The sequence below is a fragment of the Pseudomonas sp. Mb7 genome, assembly GCF_054790525.1.
The window spans coordinates 6443357-6462201 of the sequence record NZ_CP186501.1 but is presented as its reverse complement, the minus strand read 5'-3'; the positions used below and the strand labels follow the sequence as shown (position 1 = coordinate 6462201).

14 protein-coding genes and 2 pseudogenes are annotated in these 18845 nt (G+C 60.8%); 9 read left to right on the top strand and 7 right to left on the bottom strand.

The annotated features are described in order from the left end of the window. Positions 1-27: 27 nt before the first annotated feature. Positions 28-225, bottom strand: coding sequence for a cation transporter (locus ACOYXH_RS29130; protein WP_034154772.1), 198 nt, complete (start codon positions 223-225; stop codon positions 28-30). Positions 226-373: 148 nt separating this feature from the next. Here ACOYXH_RS29130 and ACOYXH_RS29125 point away from each other — a divergent pair, with 148 nt between their 5' ends. Then, a complete protein-coding gene (locus ACOYXH_RS29125; RefSeq protein WP_077570848.1) occupies positions 374-757 on the top strand; it encodes a hypothetical protein in 384 nt (127 codons plus the stop codon). Positions 758-766: 9 nt separating this feature from the next. Here the strand turns inward: ACOYXH_RS29125 and ACOYXH_RS29120 are convergent. Further along, positions 767-859, bottom strand: a pseudogene (locus ACOYXH_RS29120) (metal ABC transporter ATP-binding protein); the annotation flags it as partial. Between the two features lie 93 nt (positions 860-952). Between ACOYXH_RS29120 and cueA the strand changes: the two are divergent. Further along, positions 953-3346 (top strand): copper resistance metal-translocating P1-type ATPase CueA, encoded by a 2394-nt coding sequence (cueA, locus tag ACOYXH_RS29115; protein WP_460410151.1) that lies wholly within the window; start codon positions 953-955, stop codon positions 3344-3346. Continuing rightward, a complete protein-coding gene (gene cueR / locus ACOYXH_RS29110; protein WP_460410150.1) occupies positions 3343-3756 on the top strand; it encodes a Cu(I)-responsive transcriptional regulator in 414 nt (137 codons plus the stop codon). The genes cueA and cueR overlap by 4 nt, the downstream gene beginning before the upstream one ends. On the opposite strand, the gene ACOYXH_RS29105 is transcribed toward cueR, so the two are convergent. Continuing rightward, positions 3710-4918: an MFS transporter gene (locus ACOYXH_RS29105; RefSeq protein ID WP_460410149.1), complete on the bottom strand. Its 1209-nt coding sequence runs from the start codon at positions 4916-4918 to the stop codon at positions 3710-3712. The two genes, cueR and ACOYXH_RS29105, sit on opposite strands and share 47 nt — an antisense overlap. Before the next feature lie 326 nt (positions 4919-5244). Next, positions 5245-6141, bottom strand: coding sequence for a PA4780 family RIO1-like protein kinase (locus ACOYXH_RS29100; RefSeq protein WP_095047388.1), 897 nt, complete (start codon positions 6139-6141; stop codon positions 5245-5247). Positions 6142-6588: 447 nt separating this feature from the next. Here ACOYXH_RS29100 and ACOYXH_RS29095 point away from each other — a divergent pair. Beyond that, a pseudogene (locus ACOYXH_RS29095) lies at positions 6589-8534 on the top strand (methyl-accepting chemotaxis protein). A 258-nt stretch (positions 8535-8792) separates the two neighbouring features. Here ACOYXH_RS29095 and ACOYXH_RS29090 read toward each other — a convergent pair. After that, a complete protein-coding gene (locus ACOYXH_RS29090; RefSeq protein ID WP_460410148.1) occupies positions 8793-10070 on the bottom strand; it encodes an acetyl-CoA C-acetyltransferase in 1278 nt (425 codons plus the stop codon). A 283-nt stretch (positions 10071-10353) separates the two neighbouring features. On the opposite strand from ACOYXH_RS29090, the gene ACOYXH_RS29085 reads away from it, so the two are divergent. From ACOYXH_RS29085 to ACOYXH_RS29070, 4 genes are all read left to right on the top strand, one after another. Then, positions 10354-11706 (top strand): 3-oxoacyl-ACP reductase, encoded by a 1353-nt coding sequence (locus ACOYXH_RS29085; protein ID WP_258709192.1) that lies wholly within the window; start codon positions 10354-10356, stop codon positions 11704-11706. 2 nt (positions 11707-11708) lie between these two features. Next, the gene (locus tag ACOYXH_RS29080; protein ID WP_460410147.1) at positions 11709-12563 is read left to right on the top strand and encodes a MaoC family dehydratase; all 855 of its coding nucleotides are present in this window, start codon (positions 11709-11711) and stop codon (positions 12561-12563) included. A 299-nt stretch (positions 12564-12862) separates the two neighbouring features. Further along, positions 12863-14428 carry a collagen-like triple helix repeat-containing protein gene (locus ACOYXH_RS29075; protein WP_258709191.1) on the top strand — a complete coding sequence of 522 codons (1566 nt, stop codon included), beginning with the start codon at positions 12863-12865 and terminating at the stop codon, positions 14426-14428. 134 nt (positions 14429-14562) lie between these two features. Continuing rightward, positions 14563-16233, top strand: a complete 1671-nt coding sequence (locus ACOYXH_RS29070) for a ShlB/FhaC/HecB family hemolysin secretion/activation protein (RefSeq protein ID WP_095126097.1) — start codon at positions 14563-14565, stop codon at positions 16231-16233. Positions 16234-16862: 629 nt separating this feature from the next. On the opposite strand, the gene ACOYXH_RS29065 is transcribed toward ACOYXH_RS29070, so the two are convergent. Together ACOYXH_RS29065 and ACOYXH_RS29060 are read right to left on the bottom strand one after the other, a co-directional pair. Next, a complete protein-coding gene (locus tag ACOYXH_RS29065; protein ID WP_095047381.1) occupies positions 16863-17270 on the bottom strand; it encodes a response regulator in 408 nt (135 codons plus the stop codon). 71 nt (positions 17271-17341) lie between these two features. Then, a complete protein-coding gene (locus tag ACOYXH_RS29060) occupies positions 17342-17548 on the bottom strand; it encodes a Flp family type IVb pilin (protein WP_095047415.1) in 207 nt (68 codons plus the stop codon). A 338-nt stretch (positions 17549-17886) separates the two neighbouring features. Here ACOYXH_RS29060 and cpaB point away from each other — a divergent pair, with 338 nt between their 5' ends. After that, entirely contained in the window at positions 17887-18828 is a 942-nt protein-coding gene (cpaB, locus tag ACOYXH_RS29055) for a Flp pilus assembly protein CpaB (RefSeq protein WP_095047380.1), read from the top strand. Positions 18829-18845: the final 17 nt, after the last annotated feature.

Genomic DNA, 18845 nt, shown 5'->3' with positions numbered 1-18845 from the left:
ATTCCGATAGCTCGCTAACGATCAATTTCAGACGAGTTTCACTGCGTAGCCTTCTTCGCTGATGACCTCAATCACCTGCTCGGCGCTCAGCGCGCTTTCCACGCCGACCTCTTTCGCAGCCAGATCAACCCGCACACTGGCCGCCGGGTCCTTGGCCTGCACAGCGTTGGTGATTGCTTTGACGCAGTGACCGCAGGACATGCCTTGAACGTTGAACACTTGCATGGAAATGACTCCTTTGAGTGAGGTTGCCGGCAGTTTCGAGCTTGCCACAATGGCAAGGTCAAGTTCTTCAATAAACTGCCGGGCTGGCAATCGGCGCCGCGCTCGGCCAAGCTGCGTACATCAATGACTCGATTCAGGAGATTCAGCCATGCGCTGGTCAGCTTTCAGCCTGTTTGGCTTTCTCAGTCTCTTTGCCGCAATTCCTACAGTGCAAGCCGCTGGTGAGGATTACGGCGTTCTGATCATCTCCCGCGAGCGCCTGGAAGTGGCAACCTCCTGCGAAATCGGTGTGTATATCCAGGATCAGCTGTCGGCGCGACTGTTTCAGGAACAGAGCACGTCTTTCAACCTGCCACCGGGCACTGTATCGCTGCGTCTGAAACTACTGCCGGGGCAGGTACCGGGTTGCAATCCGGGCTTGCTCGCACCGGGTTCGCAGGAAATAAAACTGCAGGCGGGCGATGTGCAGAAGTACCGGATCGCGATGACACAGGAAGGCATGTACCTGAAGCGCGCCGATCTCGGCTATTAAGCAACTACAAACCTGTGGGAGCGAGCCTGCTCGCGAATACGGTGTGTCATTCAGCGATGATGTTGACTGACCCACCGCTTTCGCGAGCAGGCTCGCTCCCACAGTTGGTTTTGCGGCGCGTCAAAGAATGGCGCTTGACCTTGCCCGCATGGCAAGGTTGATCCTTGTAGGCATCTACTACAGGGAGTACGACCAATGTCCGATTCCATCACTTTCGACCTGCCGATTGCCGGCATGACCTGCGCCAGTTGTGCCGGGCGTGTCGAGCGGGCGTTGAGCAAAGTCAGCGGCGCCAGTGCCGTCAGCGTCAACCTCGCCACCGAGCAGGCCCGTGTGCAGGCGCCCGGCGACAGTCTGCCGGCCTTGATGGCAGCAGTTGAGCGCGCCGGTTACAGCGTGCCGCAGCAGACTATCGAATTGAATATCGAAGGCATGACCTGCGCCTCCTGCGTCGGTCGCGTCGAACGTGCGCTGAACAAAGTGCCGGGCGTGAAAAGCGTCAGCGTGAACCTGGCCAACGAACGTGCGCATCTGGATTTGCTCGGCCAGGTCGACCCGCAAACGCTGCTTGAGGCCGTGAGCAAGGCCGGTTATTCGGCCAGCATCTGGCAAGCCGAACATCCACAAACCGATAACCAACAACAGCGCCTGAAACATGAACGCTGGGCGCTGATCTGCGCCATCGCCCTCGCCCTACCGTTGGTGGCGCCGATGTTGCTGCAACCGTTCGGCATCCACTGGATGCTGCCGGCCTGGGCGCAATTCGCCCTCGCCACGCCCGTGCAGTTCATTTTCGGTGCACGCTTTTATGTGGCGGCGTGGAAAGCCGTGCGTGCCGGCGCTGGCAACATGGACTTGCTGGTCGCCCTCGGCACCAGCGCCGGTTACGGCTTGAGCTTGTACGAATGGGCCACCGCCGCCGGGCGCATGCCGCATCTGTATTTCGAAGCGTCGGCGGTGGTCATTGCCTTGGTGCTGCTCGGCAAATACCTGGAGAGCCGCGCCAAACGCCAGACTGCCAGTGCCATCCGCGCGCTGGAAGCGTTGCGTCCGGAACGGGCGATTCAAGTCATCGACGGCCGCGAGCAGGATGTCGCCATCAGCGCTTTGCGCCTGAACGATCTGGTGCTGGTCAAACCCGGCGAGCGTTTCCCGGTCGACGGCGAAGTCATCGAAGGCCAGAGCCACGCCGATGAAGCACTGATCAGCGGCGAAAGCCTGCCGGTACCGAAACAACCCGGAGACAAAGTCACCGGCGGCGCGATCAACGGTGAAGGCCGCTTGCTGGTGCGCACCCTGGCGCTCGGCGCAGAAACCGTGCTGGCGCGGATCATTCGTCTGGTTGAGGACGCTCAAGCCGCGAAAGCACCGATCCAGAAACTGGTGGATAAAGTCAGCCAGATCTTCGTGCCAACCGTGTTGCTGATCGCGTTGGTGACACTGATCGGCTGGTGGCTCTACGGCGCCCCCATGGAGACCGCGTTGATCAACGCCGTCGCGGTGCTGGTCATCGCCTGCCCGTGTGCGCTGGGGCTTGCCACGCCGACGGCGATCATGGCCGGCACCGGCGTAGCGGCGCGCCACGGCATTCTGATCAAGGACGCCGAAGCACTGGAACGCGCCCATGAAGTCAGCAGTGTGGTCTTCGACAAAACCGGCACGCTGACCTCCGGCACGCCGCGCATTGCCCATTTCAGTGCAGTGGATGGTGATGAAGACACGCTGCTGAAACTGGCCGGTGCGCTGCAACGCGGCAGTGAACATCCGTTGGCCAAAGCGGTACTCGATGCCGCAGCGGAACGAGGCCTGAACGTGCCGGATGTCAGCGACAGTCAATCGCTGACCGGTCGCGGCATTGCCGGCAATCTTGAAGGCCGGCGTCTGGCGCTGGGCAATCGGCGGATGCTCGAAGAAAGTGCTTTGAACGCGGGCAACCTGAGCGAATCTGCCCAGACTTGGGAAGCCGAGGGCCGCACCCTGTCGTGGTTAATCGAACAAAGCCCGGAACCGAAAGTGCTCGGTTTGTTCGCCTTTGGTGACACCCTGAAACCCGGTGCACTGGAAGCCGTGCAGCAACTCGCCGCCCAGGATATCCACAGCCATCTGCTGACCGGCGACAACCGTGGCAGCGCTCGCGTGGTCGCCGAGGCCCTCGGTATCAGCAATGTCCACGCCGAAGTGCTGCCGGCGGACAAAGCCGCGACCGTCACCGAGCTTAAAAAAAACGGCGTGGTCGCCATGGTCGGTGACGGCATCAACGACGCCCCGGCCCTCGCCGCTGCCGACATCGGTATCGCCATGGGCGGCGGCACAGATGTGGCCATGCACGCAGCGGGCATTACCCTGATGCGCGGCGATCCACGGTTGGTGCCGGCGGCGCTGGAGATCAGTCGCAAAACCTATGCAAAGATCCGCCAGAACCTGTTCTGGGCCTTTGTCTACAACCTGATCGGCATTCCGCTGGCGGCGTTCGGCTTCCTTAACCCGGTGCTGGCCGGCGCGGCGATGGCGCTGTCGAGCGTCAGCGTGGTGAGCAATGCGTTACTGTTGAAAACCTGGAAACCCAAGGACCTGGAGGAACACCGATGAACATCGGTCAAGCGGCCAGACACAGTGGCCTGAGCGCGAAAATGATCCGCTATTACGAGTCGATCGGCCTGCTCAAAGCGGCGCATCGCACCGACAGCGGTTACCGGGTCTATGGTGACGATGACCTGCATACGCTGGCGTTCATCAAGCGCTCGCGGGATCTGGGCTTTTCCCTGGAAGAGGTCGGCAAACTGCTGACCCTCTGGCAGGATCGCCAACGCGCCAGCGCCGATGTCAAAGCCTTGGCCCGCCAGCACATCGACGAGTTGAACCAGAAGATTCGCGAGCTCGGCGAATTACGCGACACCCTGCAAGACCTAGTCGAGCACTGCAACGGCGACCACCGCCCCGATTGCCCGATCCTCAAGGAACTGGCGTCGGGCTGCTTCGCACAACCTCCCGGCGCTTGAGCGCCAGAACTTTCACCAGCAGCAACGTACTGAGCGGAATGCCGTGAAACAGCATGACCACGGCACCCGGCGTCCACCACGCGTAGAACGGCGCGGCGATCAGCATGCCGATACCGAACCCGGTCATTTGCAGCAAAGTCAGCACGCTGAAAATCGGCAGGCGCAATTGCTCGGGTTCACGCTGCAGACGCGACATCAGCCCGACCTCGGAAAAGCCGTCACCCAGCCCTGCCGGCAAGGAAAACAGCAACAGCGCATAGAGGTTGTGTTGCTGGAACATCAGGATAAAGCCACAGGACATCAGCGCCACACCGAAGAAAAACCGTCGTTCGAGGTGGATGTTGTCCGGGCCTTTGAGACGGCTGGCGATTCGCGCACCCAGCAATTTGCCGCTGGCCCACACCGCGAGCATCAGGCCCAGCGTGGTGCTCGCCGATTCTGGGGTGAGCAGTTTGGAGATGATCGGAAAGCCGACGTTGTGCGCGGCGCTGCCCAAGGTGTCGGCCATGGTGACCGCGAGCATGGCGGCAATCACCGGCGTCGCACGCAAGCCCTGCTTGAGCGCTGACCATTCGCCGCGCTCGGGTGCTTCGTTGACTGTGGCTGGCGCGAATCGCAGCGGCACAATCAATAACGCGGCCAGCAAATAGGTCAGCGCATTCAGGGCGAACACCGTTTCAAAACCAAACCCCGCTACCAGCAAACCTGAAACCAGGCTGCCACCAACCATCGCGGCGGATGAAGCCGAGGTGATCCAGGCATTGGCCTTGAGCAACTGATCGGCGTGGATCAAACGCGGCAACTGGCTGTTGAGGCCGATGGCGAACATCGAGTTTCCCAGGCCCAGACCGAAGGCGATCACCGGCAACAGCAAGGCCTGTTGGCTGACGGGCACGATCAACAACAGACCGAGCACGCTGGCGCGCAGCAGGTCGAAGGCGATCAGCGGTGCGCGTCCGCTGCAACGACGGTAAAACGCGGTGCCGATCAGACTGGCAAAAATCCCCCCGCCCACGCGGCTGGCGAGGAAAACCCCGACGCTCATGGCGCTGTTGCTCAGCAGGTAGACGTAGGTGGCCAGCGCGACCATGTTGAGGAAGGCGCCGAAATCGGAGATCAGTCGGGCAGTGACGATCAGGTGGGTGTTGCGCGGGGTGGTCACATTCAGTCCTTGAGTGTGGTTGGGGCGGTGGACAGTAGACTTGAATTTGCGGGGATCCGAAAGAGGCCCCTCACCCTAACCCTCTCCCAGGGGGAGAGGGGACCGATTGGGGGATATTTGGGAGGTACACCGACCTGAACGTTTTTCGTTGAATCCATAATCGACTCGTTTTTTCAGGTCGATATATGACGCAAGACACCTCGGCCGGCTCCCTCTCCCTCTGGGAGAGGGCTGGGCGGGCGGCGTTCCGATGAGGGGCTTCTGGGCTTGTAAGGCTTCTGAATCAAACAAAAAACCCGGCCGAAGCCGGGTTTCTCATCAAGCAATCACTGCATCCACGGTGGTGGCGGTGGCTCGTCAGACTTGCCTTTCGGCTCGTCGTCCGATGCACGGATGGCCTGCTTGCGTTCCTCGTCGAGGCGCGCCGCTTCGATCTCGCGCAGAACTCCGCCAACATCGGCCAGGTCTTCCGGATCATCGAACTCACCGGTCAGCACACTGTTCGGGTGCAAGGTGCCAGCTTCGTACAACGCCCACATTTCCTTGGCGTATTTGGTCAGCTTCAACTCCGGGGCAAAGCGTCCGAAGTAGGAAGCCATGTTGCCAACGTCGCGTTCCAACATGCTGAACGCGTGGTTGTTGCCGGCAGCGTCGACAGCTTGCGGCAGGTCGATGATGACCGGGCCGGTCGGCGTCAACAGCACGTTGAACTCCGACAGGTCGCCGTGCACCAGACCGGTACACAACATCAGCACGATCTGCGAAATCAGGAACGCGTGATACTCGCGCGCCTGATCCGGCTCCAGCACCACGTCATTGAGACGCGGCGCGGCGTCGCCGAACTCGTCGGCCACCAGTTCCATCAACAGCACGCCGTCGAGGAAATCGTACGGTTTGGGCACCCGCACGCCGGCGCCGGCCAGACGGAACAGCGCCGCCACTTCGGCGTTCTGCCAGGCATCTTCGGTCTCTTTGCGACCGAACTTGGAGCCTTTCGCCATTGCGCGAGCCTGTCGGCTGTTGCGCACCTTGCGGCCTTCCTGATACTCGGCCGCCTGGCGGAAACTGCGTTTGTTCGCCTCCTTGTAGACCTTTGCGCAACGTAACTGATTGCCGCAGCGCACCACATAAACAGCTGCTTCTTTACCACTCATCAGTGGGCGCAGCACTTCGTCGACCAGACCGTCCTCGATCAGGGGTTCAATGCGTTTTGGAGTCTTCATCAGCTTTTATTGTGGGTCCTTTATTACCAAACACGCGAATGTCACTCGTTATACGGCAATCCTCGCATCACGGGGAGGGGTTGCCGACCTGTGAACGTTGAGAATGCACACACTGTGCCGGATTAAACAGGGCCAACTCTGCGCTCGCGCATCGACCGTGGGGAATCATAGCCGAGGCTGTTGTACTTGTTGGTACATGTCTTCAAGGGCATTTGCGACAGAATCTGACATCCGGCTGTTGTCCCCTCGGCAGTTTTTTGCAAAGTCGCCTCAATTTCCCTGTTTTGCAGCCGAAGCCCTCAATGACAGAGGGATTTGTCCGACAATCGTTCCACAACAATCAACGATGCCGTGCTCGGGGATACGGGTGATCCACAACGTTTTCGGCTGCCAATAAACCACAAGTCATCTGCACTGCGTGGGCCTACAAGAAAATCTGGAGCGCGGATGAACATCAAACAGAAATTGACGTGGGCGTTTGCAATCATCGCCTGCTTGCCGGTGGTGCTAGTCGCAACGCTGGTGGTGATGAACCTGCGCAGCGATGCCCGGGACAGTTTTGTCGACAGCAGCGGTCGCGAAATTCGTCAGGTCAGCAATGCCATGCAGCTGTTTTTTGATGGCATCAGCCAGAACGTCGATTACCTGGCGTCGCAGCCGCTGATCAAAAACACCGACGACAGCCTCAAGACCTACATGAGCGCCAACGCCGAATCCATCCCGCAAGGCGAGATGGACAAAAAGGTCTTCGCGTTCCTCCAGGACCTGGGCAACGCCCACCCGGCTTACGCCTACGCCATCGTTGGCACCGCCGCCGGCGGTTATGTGTCGTGGCCGGACGATCCGAAGCTCAACAACTACGACCCGCGTCAGCGGCCGTGGTACAAGGCTGCCCAGGCCAAACCGGGCAAACCGTTGCGGACCGCCGCTTACTACTGGGCGCAGGACGATGCGACCTACGTCAGCACCGTGCGCACCATCGACAACAAACTCGGCAGCAACGGCGGCGTGGTCAGCATCGACGTGACGCTCAAGCAGCTCACCGAGATCGTCAAACAGATCAAGCTGGGCGAAACCGGCTACCTGATGCTTCTGGAAAACAGCGGCACGGTGCTGGTCGATCCGAAACAGCCGGAACACAATTTCAAGCCGCTGGACAGCCTAGGCGAAGGCTATGCGCAACTGGCCAAGGCGGGCAAAGGCCTGGTCGAAGTCGAGCTTAACGGCGAGCGCTACATGGCCAACGTCTGGCCATCGGAGCAATTGGGCTGGACCTTCGTCGGCCTGATCAAGCAGAGCGATGTGATGAGCCCGCCACGCAACTGACCTGGCTGATCGCGATCATCGCCGCCGTGCTGGCCGTGCTATTCGCCGTGGTCGGCGCCAGTTTTGCCAGCCTGATCGTGCGGCCGATCCGCAGCGTCGCCAGTGGCCTGGAAGGCATCGCGCAGGGCGAAGGCGACCTGACCAAAAACCTCGATATCCGAGGCAACGACGAAACCGCGCAACTGGCCAACTGGTTCAATCAGTTCCTCACCGCGATCCGCAGCCTGATTCAGCATATCGGCGGCGCCGCCGGGAAAATCCTCGCGACCTCGCAGAGTTCGACCCGCGTCTCAAGCGACATGGCCGAAGCCGCCGGGCGTCAGCGTGAAGCCGTGGACATGGTCTCGACCGCGTTCCACGAAATGGTCGCCACCGCCAACGAAGTCGCACGCTCGTGCAGTCAGGCAGCGGATTCGGCCGACAGCGGCCAGCGGCAGGCCCGCCAAGGTCAGCAGCAGATTGATGCGGCGGTAAACAGCGTCGACCAACTAAGCCAGGAGCTGGAGCAATCGGCGCAGTCTATGCAGCAACTGGAGCGTGACAGCAACGATATCCAGTCGATCCTCGGCACCATCCGCTCCATCGCCGAGCAGACCAACCTGCTGGCGCTCAACGCCGCCATCGAAGCAGCGCGCGCCGGTGAGCAGGGCCGTGGTTTTGCCGTGGTCGCCGATGAGGTGCGCGCACTGGCCAAACGCACGGCGGATTCGACGGCAGAAATCGACGCTTTGCTCGGCAATCTGGCCAAGCGCACCAGCCAGGTCACGCAGCAGATGCACGCCAGCCTGCAGGTTTCGCAGCAATCGGTGACGCGTATCGGCGAGGCGCGCGAGAGTTTCGGGCAGATCCGCGAGTCGGTGGACGTGATCCGTGACATGAACACGCAGATCGCCACCGCCGCCGAAGAACAACATCAGGTAGCTGAGGACATCAACAGGCACATCAGCCAGATTCACGGGGATGCGCAGTTGGTGGCGGAACTGGCCAACTCGGCGCGCCTGGATTCGCAGAGTCTGGCGGGGTTGTCGAATGAGTTGGATGGGTTGGTCAGACGGTTTCGTACCTGAACCTCAAAAGCCACCCTCATCGGAACGCCGCCCGCCCAGCCCTCTCCCTGAGGGAGAGGGGGCTGACCGAGGTGTCTGGCGTTATGCATCGACCTGAAATACCGCGTCGAATATGGCTTGGCAGAATTCTCCAAATCAGTTCGATTCCGGATTCAGCACGACTCTCTCAGGTCGGTGTAACTCCGAAGCATCCCACAATCAGTCCCCTCTCCCTTTGGGCGGTCCGACGTTTCGGGAGGGTTAGGGGCTCTTTCAGCGTCAGCGTTCGATGATGGCGGTGACACCCTGCCCGCCCGCCGCGCAAATCGAGATCAGGCCCCGGCCCTTCCCCGCTGCGTCCAGCAACTTCGCCAGGTTCGCCACGATGCGCCCACCGGTCGCCGCAAACGGATGCCCGGCCGCCAGCGAACTGCCCTTCACGTTCAGCCGGCTACGATCAATCGAACCCAACGGCGCGTCGAGTCCCAAACGGGTTTTGCAGTATTCGGGATCTTCCCAGGCCTTCAGCGTGCACAGCACTTGCGCCGCGAACGCTTCATGAATTTCGTAGTAGTCAAAATCCTGCAAGGTCAGCCCGTTGCGTGCCAGCACCCGTGGCACGGCATACACCGGCGCCATCAGCAGCCCTTCGGCGCCGTTGACGAAATCCACTGCCGCCGCTTCGCCATCGCGCAGATACGCGAGAATTGGCAAACCCCGTTCCTTCGCCCATTCCTCACTGCCGAGCAATACCACCGACGCGCCATCGGTCAGCGGCGTGGAGTTGCCTGCCGTCAACGTGCCTTTGGCGCTTTTTTCAAAGGCCGGTTTCAGCGTCGCGAGTTTTTCCAGGGTCAGGTCCGGGCGCAGGTTGTTGTCGCGGGTTAGACCAAGGAACGGCGTCATCAGGTCGTTGTGCCAGCCTTCGCTGTAGGACGCGGCGAGTTTGTGATGACTTCCGAGGGTCAGTTGATCCTGCTCTTCACGCGGGATCTGCCAGGTCTGCGCCATCAATTCACAGTGCTCGCCCATCGACAGCCCAGTGCGTGGTTCGCCGATGCGTGGAAAGTCGGGAATCAGATGTTTGGGGCGCAGTTGCAGAAAGGTTTTCAGTTTGTCGCCGGTGGTCTTGGCGCGGTTGGCTTGCAGGAGGATTCTGCGCAGGCCTTCGCTGACACCGATCGGCGCGTCCGAGGTGGTGTCGACGCCGCCGGCGATGCCGCTCTCGATCTGGCCGAGGGCGATCTTGTTCGCCACCAGAATCGCCGCTTCCAGACCGGTGCCGCAGGCTTGCTGAATGTCATAGGCGGGCGTGGGGGGTGACAGACGTGAGCCGAGCACGCATTCACGGGTCAGACTCATATCTCGTGACAATTTCAGCACCGCGCCCGCCACCACTTCACCGATGCGCTGGCCATGCAGGTTGTAGCGTTCGATCAGGCCCTCAAGGGCGGCGGTGAGCATCGCCTGATTGCTGGCCGTAGCGTACGGCCCGTTGGAACGGGCGAAAGGGATACGGTTACCGCCAATGATCGCGACGCGGCGCAGCTGACTCATGAATAACTCCTTTTCCGAAGGTTTGAATTCACGCCAATCCCCTGTAGGAGTGAGCCTGCTCGCGATAGCGGTGGGTCAGATAAACATTTCTTGACTGATACACCGCTATCGCGAGCAGGCTCACTCCTACAGGGGTCAGCTGTGTTTCTGAATGTGGGTTCGGCAACACAAACGCCGGGGGCAAACTACTCTGCTGTTCTAGCGTAGGCCTTATTGCGTGGATCGAACGATTGATTGCCATCGGTAGTCCACACTTTGAACCCCAACTTCTGGAGAGCGTTCCATGTCTGACCGCTATATCGACTTCGCCAACTCGTCCATCGGCCATCGCCTGGTCGGGGCGCTGGGCCTGCCGTCGCCGGTGCGGCTGGAACGCTGGCAGGCCGGGCGCCTGCGGCCGGTGGAAGGGGCGCTGCTGATCGGCGGCGGGCCGCTGGCGGAGCGCGTCAGTGCCTTCGCCAACCGTTTGACCGACGGCATCTACCGTTACGGCGAACAACCGGCAACCGCCACCGAATGGATTCCCGGCCACGGCCCGAAACTCAAAGCCGTGGTGTTCGACGCCAGCGAACTGCTGCACACCAACCAGCTCAAGCAACTGCGCGAATTCTTCCAGCCGTTGATGAAGAATCTAGAGCATAGCGCCCATCTGGTGATTCTTGGCCGTGCGCCGGAAACCCTCAGTGATCCGTTTGCTGCCAGTGCGCAACGAGCGCTGGAAGGGTTTTTCCGTTCGCTGGCCAAGGAACTGCGCAGCGGCGGCACGCTGCAATTGATCTACGTCGGTGAGGGCGCCGAAGATCAACTGGAAGGCCCGCTGCGGTTTTTCCTCTCGCCGAAAAGTGCGTTCGTGTCCGGCCAGGTGATCCGCCTGACGGCTTGTGCGACGCCAGTGACTGACTGGACACGGCCGCTGGCCGGACGCAAGGCGCTGGTCACTGGTGCGGCTCGCGGTATCGGCGCATCGATTGCCGAGACCCTGGCGCGCGACGGCGCCGAGGTGATCCTGCTCGACGTGCCGCCGGCGAAGACCGATCTGGAAGCCCTCGCCGCCCGCCTCGGCGGCCGCGCGATTACCCTGGATATCTGCGCCACCGACGCCGCCACGCAACTGATCGGACAACTGCCTGACGGCCTCGATATTCTGGTGCACAACGCCGGCATCACCCGCGACAAAACCTTGGCCAATATGACCCCGGAATTTTGGGATGCAGTGCTGGCGGTCAACCTCAACGCGCCGCAAGTGCTGACCCAGGCACTGCTCGACAGCGGCACGCTGCACGACAACGCGCGGGTGATTCTGCTGGCCTCGATCAGCGGCATTGCCGGCAATCGCGGGCAAACCAACTACGCCGCGAGCAAGGCCGGGCTGATTGGTCTTGCGCAGGCCTGGGCACCGACACTGCTGGAACGCGGCATCAGCATCAACGCCGTTGCGCCCGGTTTTATCGAAACGCAAATGACTGCACACATTCCGTTTGGCCTGCGTGAGGCGGGCCGGCGCATGAGTTCGCTCGGTCAGGGCGGTTTACCGCAAGACGTCGCCGAAGCCGTCGCGTGGCTGGCGCAACCGGGCACCGGCGCATTCACCGGGCAGGCACTGCGCGTCTGTGGACAAAGCGTTCTGGGGGCTTAGGCATGAGCATGGAATGGCATACGCTGGATCGCGAACCGAGTCTGCCCGGGCTCTACGCACGGGCGGCGACGCGACGCAAAATCACCGGCACCCAATTACCCGACAGCGGCTTGCGCTGTTGGGTCGATGTCGATGGCCAACGCCTGGCAGGCTATCGCAAGGTCTGCGGATTCGTCGATGACGGTCTATTGCCGCCGACGTATCCGCACATCCTCGCCTTTGCATTGCAGATGCAATTGCTCACCGCCAAAGCATTTCCGTTCCCGCTGTTGGGGCTGATTCATCTGAGCAACCGCATTCGCGTGTTGCGCCCGATGGGTGGGATCGGTCGGGCGCAGGTCAGCGTGCGCGTGACGAATCTGCAAGCGCATCCCAAAGGTGCGACGTTCGATCTGCTGACCACCCTGGATGATCAGCTCGGGCCGTTGTGGGAAGCCGAAAGCCAGATGCTCTGTCGCGGTGTGAAACTTGAGGGCGAGCCGGCCGAGCAGACCTGGGAGCCGTCGCAATCGCTGGTGGAGGTGGCGCGCTGGAAAGCCCCGGTCGATATCGGTCGGCAATACGCCAAAGTGTCCGGCGACTACAACCCGATTCACCTGAGTGCGGCCAGTGCCAGGCTGTTTGGCTTTCCAACAGCGATCGCCCATGGTTTGTGGAACAAGGCGCGAACGCTCGCGGCGCTGGGCGATCATTTGCCCAAGGCCAACCTTGAGATCGCCGTGCACTTTCGTAAACCGGTGCGCCTGCCCAGTGAGGTGACCTTGCTGGCGAGTGCGGCGGGGTCCAGTGGTGAGTTGCGGCTGATCGGTGCACAAGACCTCAAACACATGGTCGGGCAGTGGCAACCCATTGCCTGAGCTCGCGGCACACCATTAATTGTGTGTATATAACTTAAGTTTTCGCCGTCCTTCCCCCTTCCACTGAAAAAACCAGGGCCTTGATTATCAAGGCCTTTTTTTGTCCGGCTATATCCTGGGTATTAGTCCTTAGGCGCTGAACTTCACCTTATATATAAAGGCGTTAATACCAACTTGAGAATGGCCTGAAACCTGCCCCTGGACTGAGATTGAGCACAACGGGCGAAGGCATCACCGACAACAGATCGGCGAGCCATCGAAGACAACGAACGTTGTGACAGGTGCAAGGAATCTCAATCATGAAAACTCAAAACGTGTGGTGCAAATCGGCAATCGCTCTGGCATTGATTCTCTCCCTTGGCGTCACCGGGTGCAGCAGCGGTGGTGGCGGTCATAAAAGCAGTTCCGGCAGTTCTTCGGCGGATGGTACGGCGGGTACTGGTGGCACATCGGGTACTGGCAGCACAGGTGGCACGGGTGGCAGCGGTGATACCGCAGGCACTGGCGGAACCGGTGGCACGGGTGGTACAGGCGGCACTGGTGGCACTGATCCGACTAATCCAACCAACCCGACAGACCCGACAGACCCGACTGACCCCACTAACCCGACCAACCCAACCACCACACCGTTGGTGACCACCACGTTGGTGCAGGATGTCGGTAATACCGTCGCTGGCGTCGGCGATGGCGTTGGCCAGATCGGCGACTCGCTGAGCACCGTACCGGTGGTCGGTGGTGTGGTGCAGAGTGCGGCCAACACCGCAGGCAATGTTGTCAGCACCTTGGGTGATGGCGTCGCCGATGGCGTAGGCAAACTGGCCACCGACCCTAATGGCCTGACCACCACCGTTGCTTCGGTTGGCGGTGTAGTGACGGATGTTGGCAACGGCGTCTCCGACCTCAGCGCCAAGCTGTCCACTGCCACCACCAGCGTGCCAGTGGTGGGCGGTGTAGTCACCAGAGTCGCGCCGTTGGTTGATGGGGTCGGCGAGAAAGTCACCATGCTCGGTAATACCCTCGACACCACGCTGACCAGCGGCCCGACCAGTCAACTGACAAACAAACTCGGCAGTAGCCTGGTGCCAGTGATCGCGATGGTTGAAAGCACCACTGACAAAGTCGGCGATGCGACCGGTCTGGGCGATCCGCTCAAAGGCGTGGTTGCGCAAGTCGGTGGCGCGGTGAACACACTGGGCGGCAATGTTACCGATGCGGGTAACGGCAACGCCTTGACCAACACACTCGGCGGCGCGTTGAGCGATACCGGCACCGCAGTCGCCAAGGCCGGTGGTCTGGTGTCCAACGGCACTGGTTCGGGTACTGGTGGAGTGGGCGGTGGCCTCGGTGGTACTGGCCTGCTGCAAACCGTTGGCGGCGCGGTGGTCAATGTCGGCTCAGGTCTGGCGGCAGGCAACGGCACTCTCGCAGCGCCTGGCAACGTCCTCGCTGCGGCCGGCAACACAGTGGCTTCGCTCAACACCGTACTCGGCGGTTCGGGCACCCCGATCACCGCAACCACCTCACCTCTGGCCACGGTTGGCGGAACCTTGGGGGCAGGCCTGAACCCGGTTACCAGTGCGGTTACCAACGTGACCCAACAAGTCGGCGCCGCTACCGGTATCGGCTCACCTGTTGCAGGTCTCACCGGCCAGGTGGGCGGCGCGGTCAGCAGTATCGGCGGCAGCATTGCCGCGACCAACAACCCGGTCACCACCGCAGTCGGTGGTCTGGTCAGCAACGTTGGCGGCACCGTCGCCGCCGTCGGTGGCCTGGTCAACGGCGGTACCAGCGGGGGTACCACCAGTGGCGGTCTGGGCGGTGTACTCGGTGGTCTGACTGGCACCCTGGGAGGCAACACACGCTAAATTGCACCTGGCCGATTCGACGGCCTCACCTACAGCGCCTACGCTTGGTTGAGGGCGGAAGATTCCCACGAGTCTTCCGCCTTTTTTCTTAGGAAAATTCAGCCCAGTGCCGTGATCTGACCATGGAGTGTCCTATGCGCGTAATGGCATCCCTGCTATTCCTCAGTCTCAGTTCCGCCGCCCTCGCCGACACCCTGCCCAGCTTTCTCAACAGCAACGAAACCATCCGCAATCTGCCGGTGCCGAACCTGCCGGCCGATGCCTATCGCCCAAGCGCCACGCCCGTGCAGGTGCCGGACGCCGGTGCCGCCGCTGCGCAACCGCTGTTGATGGACACCAAGATCAAACTGCAAACCGTGCAGATCGAAGGCGGCACCCTCTACCCGCTCAACGAGCTCGCCGAAATCTATAAGCCCCTGATCGGCCGGCAAGCCACGCTCGCCGAGCTGATCGAGGCCACGCGCAACATCACTCGACGCTATCAGCAGGACGGCTACCTGCTGTCCTACGCGTTCTTGCCGCAGCAAAATTTCAATGACGGCGTAGCGCGCGTGGTGCTGGTGGAAGGCTACGTCCGCGATATCCAGATCCAGGGCGATGTCGGCCGGGTCAAAGTCCTGCTCGACAAACTGGCGGCGAAGATTCAGACCGAGCGGCCGCTGACCCGCAAGACGTTCGAGCGCTACACCACGCTGATGACGCGCATTCCCGGGGTGACGATCCAGGCCCAGGTGCCACCGCCCGGCACCACCGACGGCGCCACAACACTGGTGGCCCAGGCCAGTCGCAAACCCTTCACCAGTACGCTGAGCACCACCGAAGACAACCGCAACGGCACCCAGGCCCTGCTCGGTGTCAGCAGCAATTCGCAGACCGCGATGGGCGAGCAACTGACCCTCAGCGGCCTGTTCCCACCGGGTGACGATCACGAACATTACTACCGGCTCGACTACAACCAGTTCATCAATGACGAGGGCGCACAACTGGCGCTGTCGGCTTCACGCTACCGTGCTGACCCCGGCACCAATGTCCTGCTCGACAATGGCCTGCAACTCAAACCGCACCGCGAAAACGACCGCTACTCGATCGGTTTCACCTTGCCACTGATTGCCGCCTCCAACGAACTGCTAACGGCCGGTTCAAGGCTTTACGCGGTCAACGACAAGACCCGCTACAAGGTGATCGGCTTCCCGCTGAGTGTCGAAGAACGCACCGACATCCGCGCCCTCGCCTTCGAGAGCGACTGGCGCAAGGCCGATGCCCGCCAACTGCGAATCCTCAGTGGCGGTGTGTACCAAGGCGTCGACAGCATGGGCGCGAAAACCAACAACAACGCCATCGACCTCGACTTCTTTCGCCTGCGCCTGTCTGGCGTGCAGAGCGACAAGTTCCTCGACAACTGGCAAGGCGTGCTGTCTGCCGCACTGTACTGGAGCGACGACACCCTGCCCGACAGCGAGCGCGCGGTGTTCGGCGGGCAGAACTTCGGTCGTGGTTATCCCGACGATCAAGCCTCCGGCGACAAGGGCTGGGGCGTGGCGTACGAGGTCAACTACAGCTTCAACCGCGACGGCAACTGGGTGCGCATCCTGCAACCGTACTTCGTCCTTGATCGCTCACGCAGCTGGTTCAACGAATTGCCGGTAAAGGCCAACAACCTGTCATCGGCGGCGATCGGGCTACGGTTTGGCGATGCCAAGTACTACAACATTGCGCTGGAAGCGGCGAAGGCGATGTCGGATGAAGCGCTGGACACGTTCAATCGCCGGACGCGGTACAGCATCAGTTTCAGTTATCAGTTGTAAGCCGAAACACCCAAGAGGCTTCTGCAGCGGCGGGTGGAGTGTACAAACGGCAGAACTGGGTCGGATTGCAGGCCGCCATCGCGAGCAGGCTCATTCCTACAGTTGGATTGAGTGCATTCAGTTAGAAATTGGCCGGCTGTCAGGCCGCTTTCGCAGGAACGCCGTCCGCAGCAAACTCGCCCCCACAGAAAAGCCAAAGCAAAACAGCGCACACCGCGCACACCGCACACCGCGCACCGCGCATCGCTACCGCTCCTCACCACTCAACAGGATGAGCGTTAGCTCGGCTGCAGCTCTTGATCTTGATTCACCGGCCGCGTCGGCAGGCTGAGTGGAGGGATTGATCCGGGGGTGGGAGCGCAGCGACCGTTTGGCGAAGCCAAACACAGCGAGAGGAGGTGCAGCGAAGCAAACCGTAGGCGCTGCCCTCGGATCGATCCCGGAGCGAAGGAACCCCGAGCCTCAGCGAGTGGGCCGAACGTTGCGGCAAGCCTTTTTGGGTACTTTTTCGGCGTCTGGAAAAAGTGCCTCGCCGTAAGGGCGAAACCGCCAGCTGCAACACCCAAAAAAACGGATATTCACCCAAAACACCCAAAGCACGGTCGGCCCAGAGGCCGCCGAGCTCAACCTCAGCCAACCTGAACCTTAGGCTTGGGAAACAAATTATCCAAAGTCTCCAACAACCTGACGTAATAAATCGGCTTGCGAAACAGATCCACCACCTGCAACCGCAACAAATCACTGACGTCTTCCATATCCGCATGCCCCGACATCACAATCACCGGCAAATGCTGCCGAGAAGTATGCTCACGCAACCGCTTGATCAACGACATCCCGGACTCCTCCGGCATACGCAAATCAGTAATCACCAGCGCGATATCGGGATGGCGAGTCAGATGATGCAACGCCAGCTTCACCGACGTCGCCGCATGACAGACAAACCCCTCACCCTCCAGCAACTCCGCCAGTTCCAGCAACGCGTCCTCTTCATCGTCAACCAAAAGCAACTGTTGGCGGTGCGGCGAAGACGCGTTCATAGGCAATACCTGAAAGCTGAATGGAAAATCCATTGTAGTGCGATATCAGCCAGGTGCAGCGTTCCCATGACTCAAGGCGTCGGCCGTGTCACAGCCGTACCATCAAGAGACGTCAAAATATTATTGAAGATCGCCAGCACCCTATCGCCAAGAGGGGTTACGAATGCCACAACCACGACAGCGACCATCGCCACCACAATGGCGTACTCGATCGCCGAAGCCCCTTCTTCATTCTTGATGAACACCCGGGCTCTGGACATTAGATAGTCGAAAGTCATGCGAAACATAGGACTGCTCCTTTGCGCCTCTGGCGCTGATGTCACTACAACGGCAAAGACCCACCGTGCCATTTGAGCATTGTCAAGAAACCCCCACCCAACAACTGTAAGAACGGATTAACCGGAAAGTATTAATCCAATCGTGTTTTTGCCATCGGCTGCTGTTAATTGGCCAAGACTCATACTTTCGTGAGTTATTTTCCTGTCAGTAATGGCGTTTTGGCTTGGATCAGCTAGCGTGGAAATAGCGAAATAGTTGCATGTTCATAGCTGCCGGATTGGGAACTTCTCTCGTTAGCAATAGCAGTGGGTAGTGCAGCAGGAAAGGGAGAGCCGTCATGAACAGTCGCGTCACCATGGGCCTTGCAGCCATCCTGTTATTGGGAGCCATTTTTGTCGGTTACTGGGGACTGGTACTCAGTCGTCAACCAGCGCCCGTCGCCGTCGCCCCCGTCGCCCCAACTGTCACTGTTGAAAAAACTGTCGCGATCGCCGAAGACCAGACCCGCCAACCCGTGGTGGTGCTGCTGCACGACGTGCCACCCTTCACTGCGCTGACCGCCGCCGATGTAGCGGTGGAAAAACTGCGCAGTGCACCGGCAGGCAGCTTGAGCAGTATCGATCAGGCCGTCGGTCGCACACCCTGGCGGCACCTCAGCGCCGGCACCTGGCTGAACGATGAAAGCTTCACCGCCGGCGGTTCACTGGCACGCATGATTCACAGTGACGAACGCGCGCTCACCGTGGCTGTTGACGAAGTGATCGGTGCCGCCGGGCAACTGATTCCCGGCGATTACGTCGATGTCTTGCTCTACTTGCGCCAGGATTCCAGCAACCTCGAACAGTCGGCGCAGATCGTTTTGCCGGCCATGCGCGTGCTTGGCGTGGGTGACCAGTACGGCCTGACCAACGACGGTCAACCGGCCTCGCCGGCCCTGAGTGCAGACGAAAAACTCAAACAGGATCAACGCCGCGTTGCCGCGCGCACCGTGGTGCTGGCGGTGCCGGAACAACTGCTCAGTCGCCTGATGCTCGCCACCCAGGCCGGCACCTTGCGCCTGGCCGTACGCAGCAGTGAAGAACAACGCCTGGCCAAATACTGGGCCGGCGAAAAACAGTCCACGGCCCATCTCGACACCGCCAACCGACAACTCTTCCAGTTCACCCAACTGGCCATGGGCACCGCACCGAAAGCACCGTCCAGCGGTGGTGCCGGTGGTGCCGCACGGCCTGCCGTGGAAATTATTCGCGGCAACCAGATCACCCAACAAAACCCATGACTGCGCAAGGATCCAAG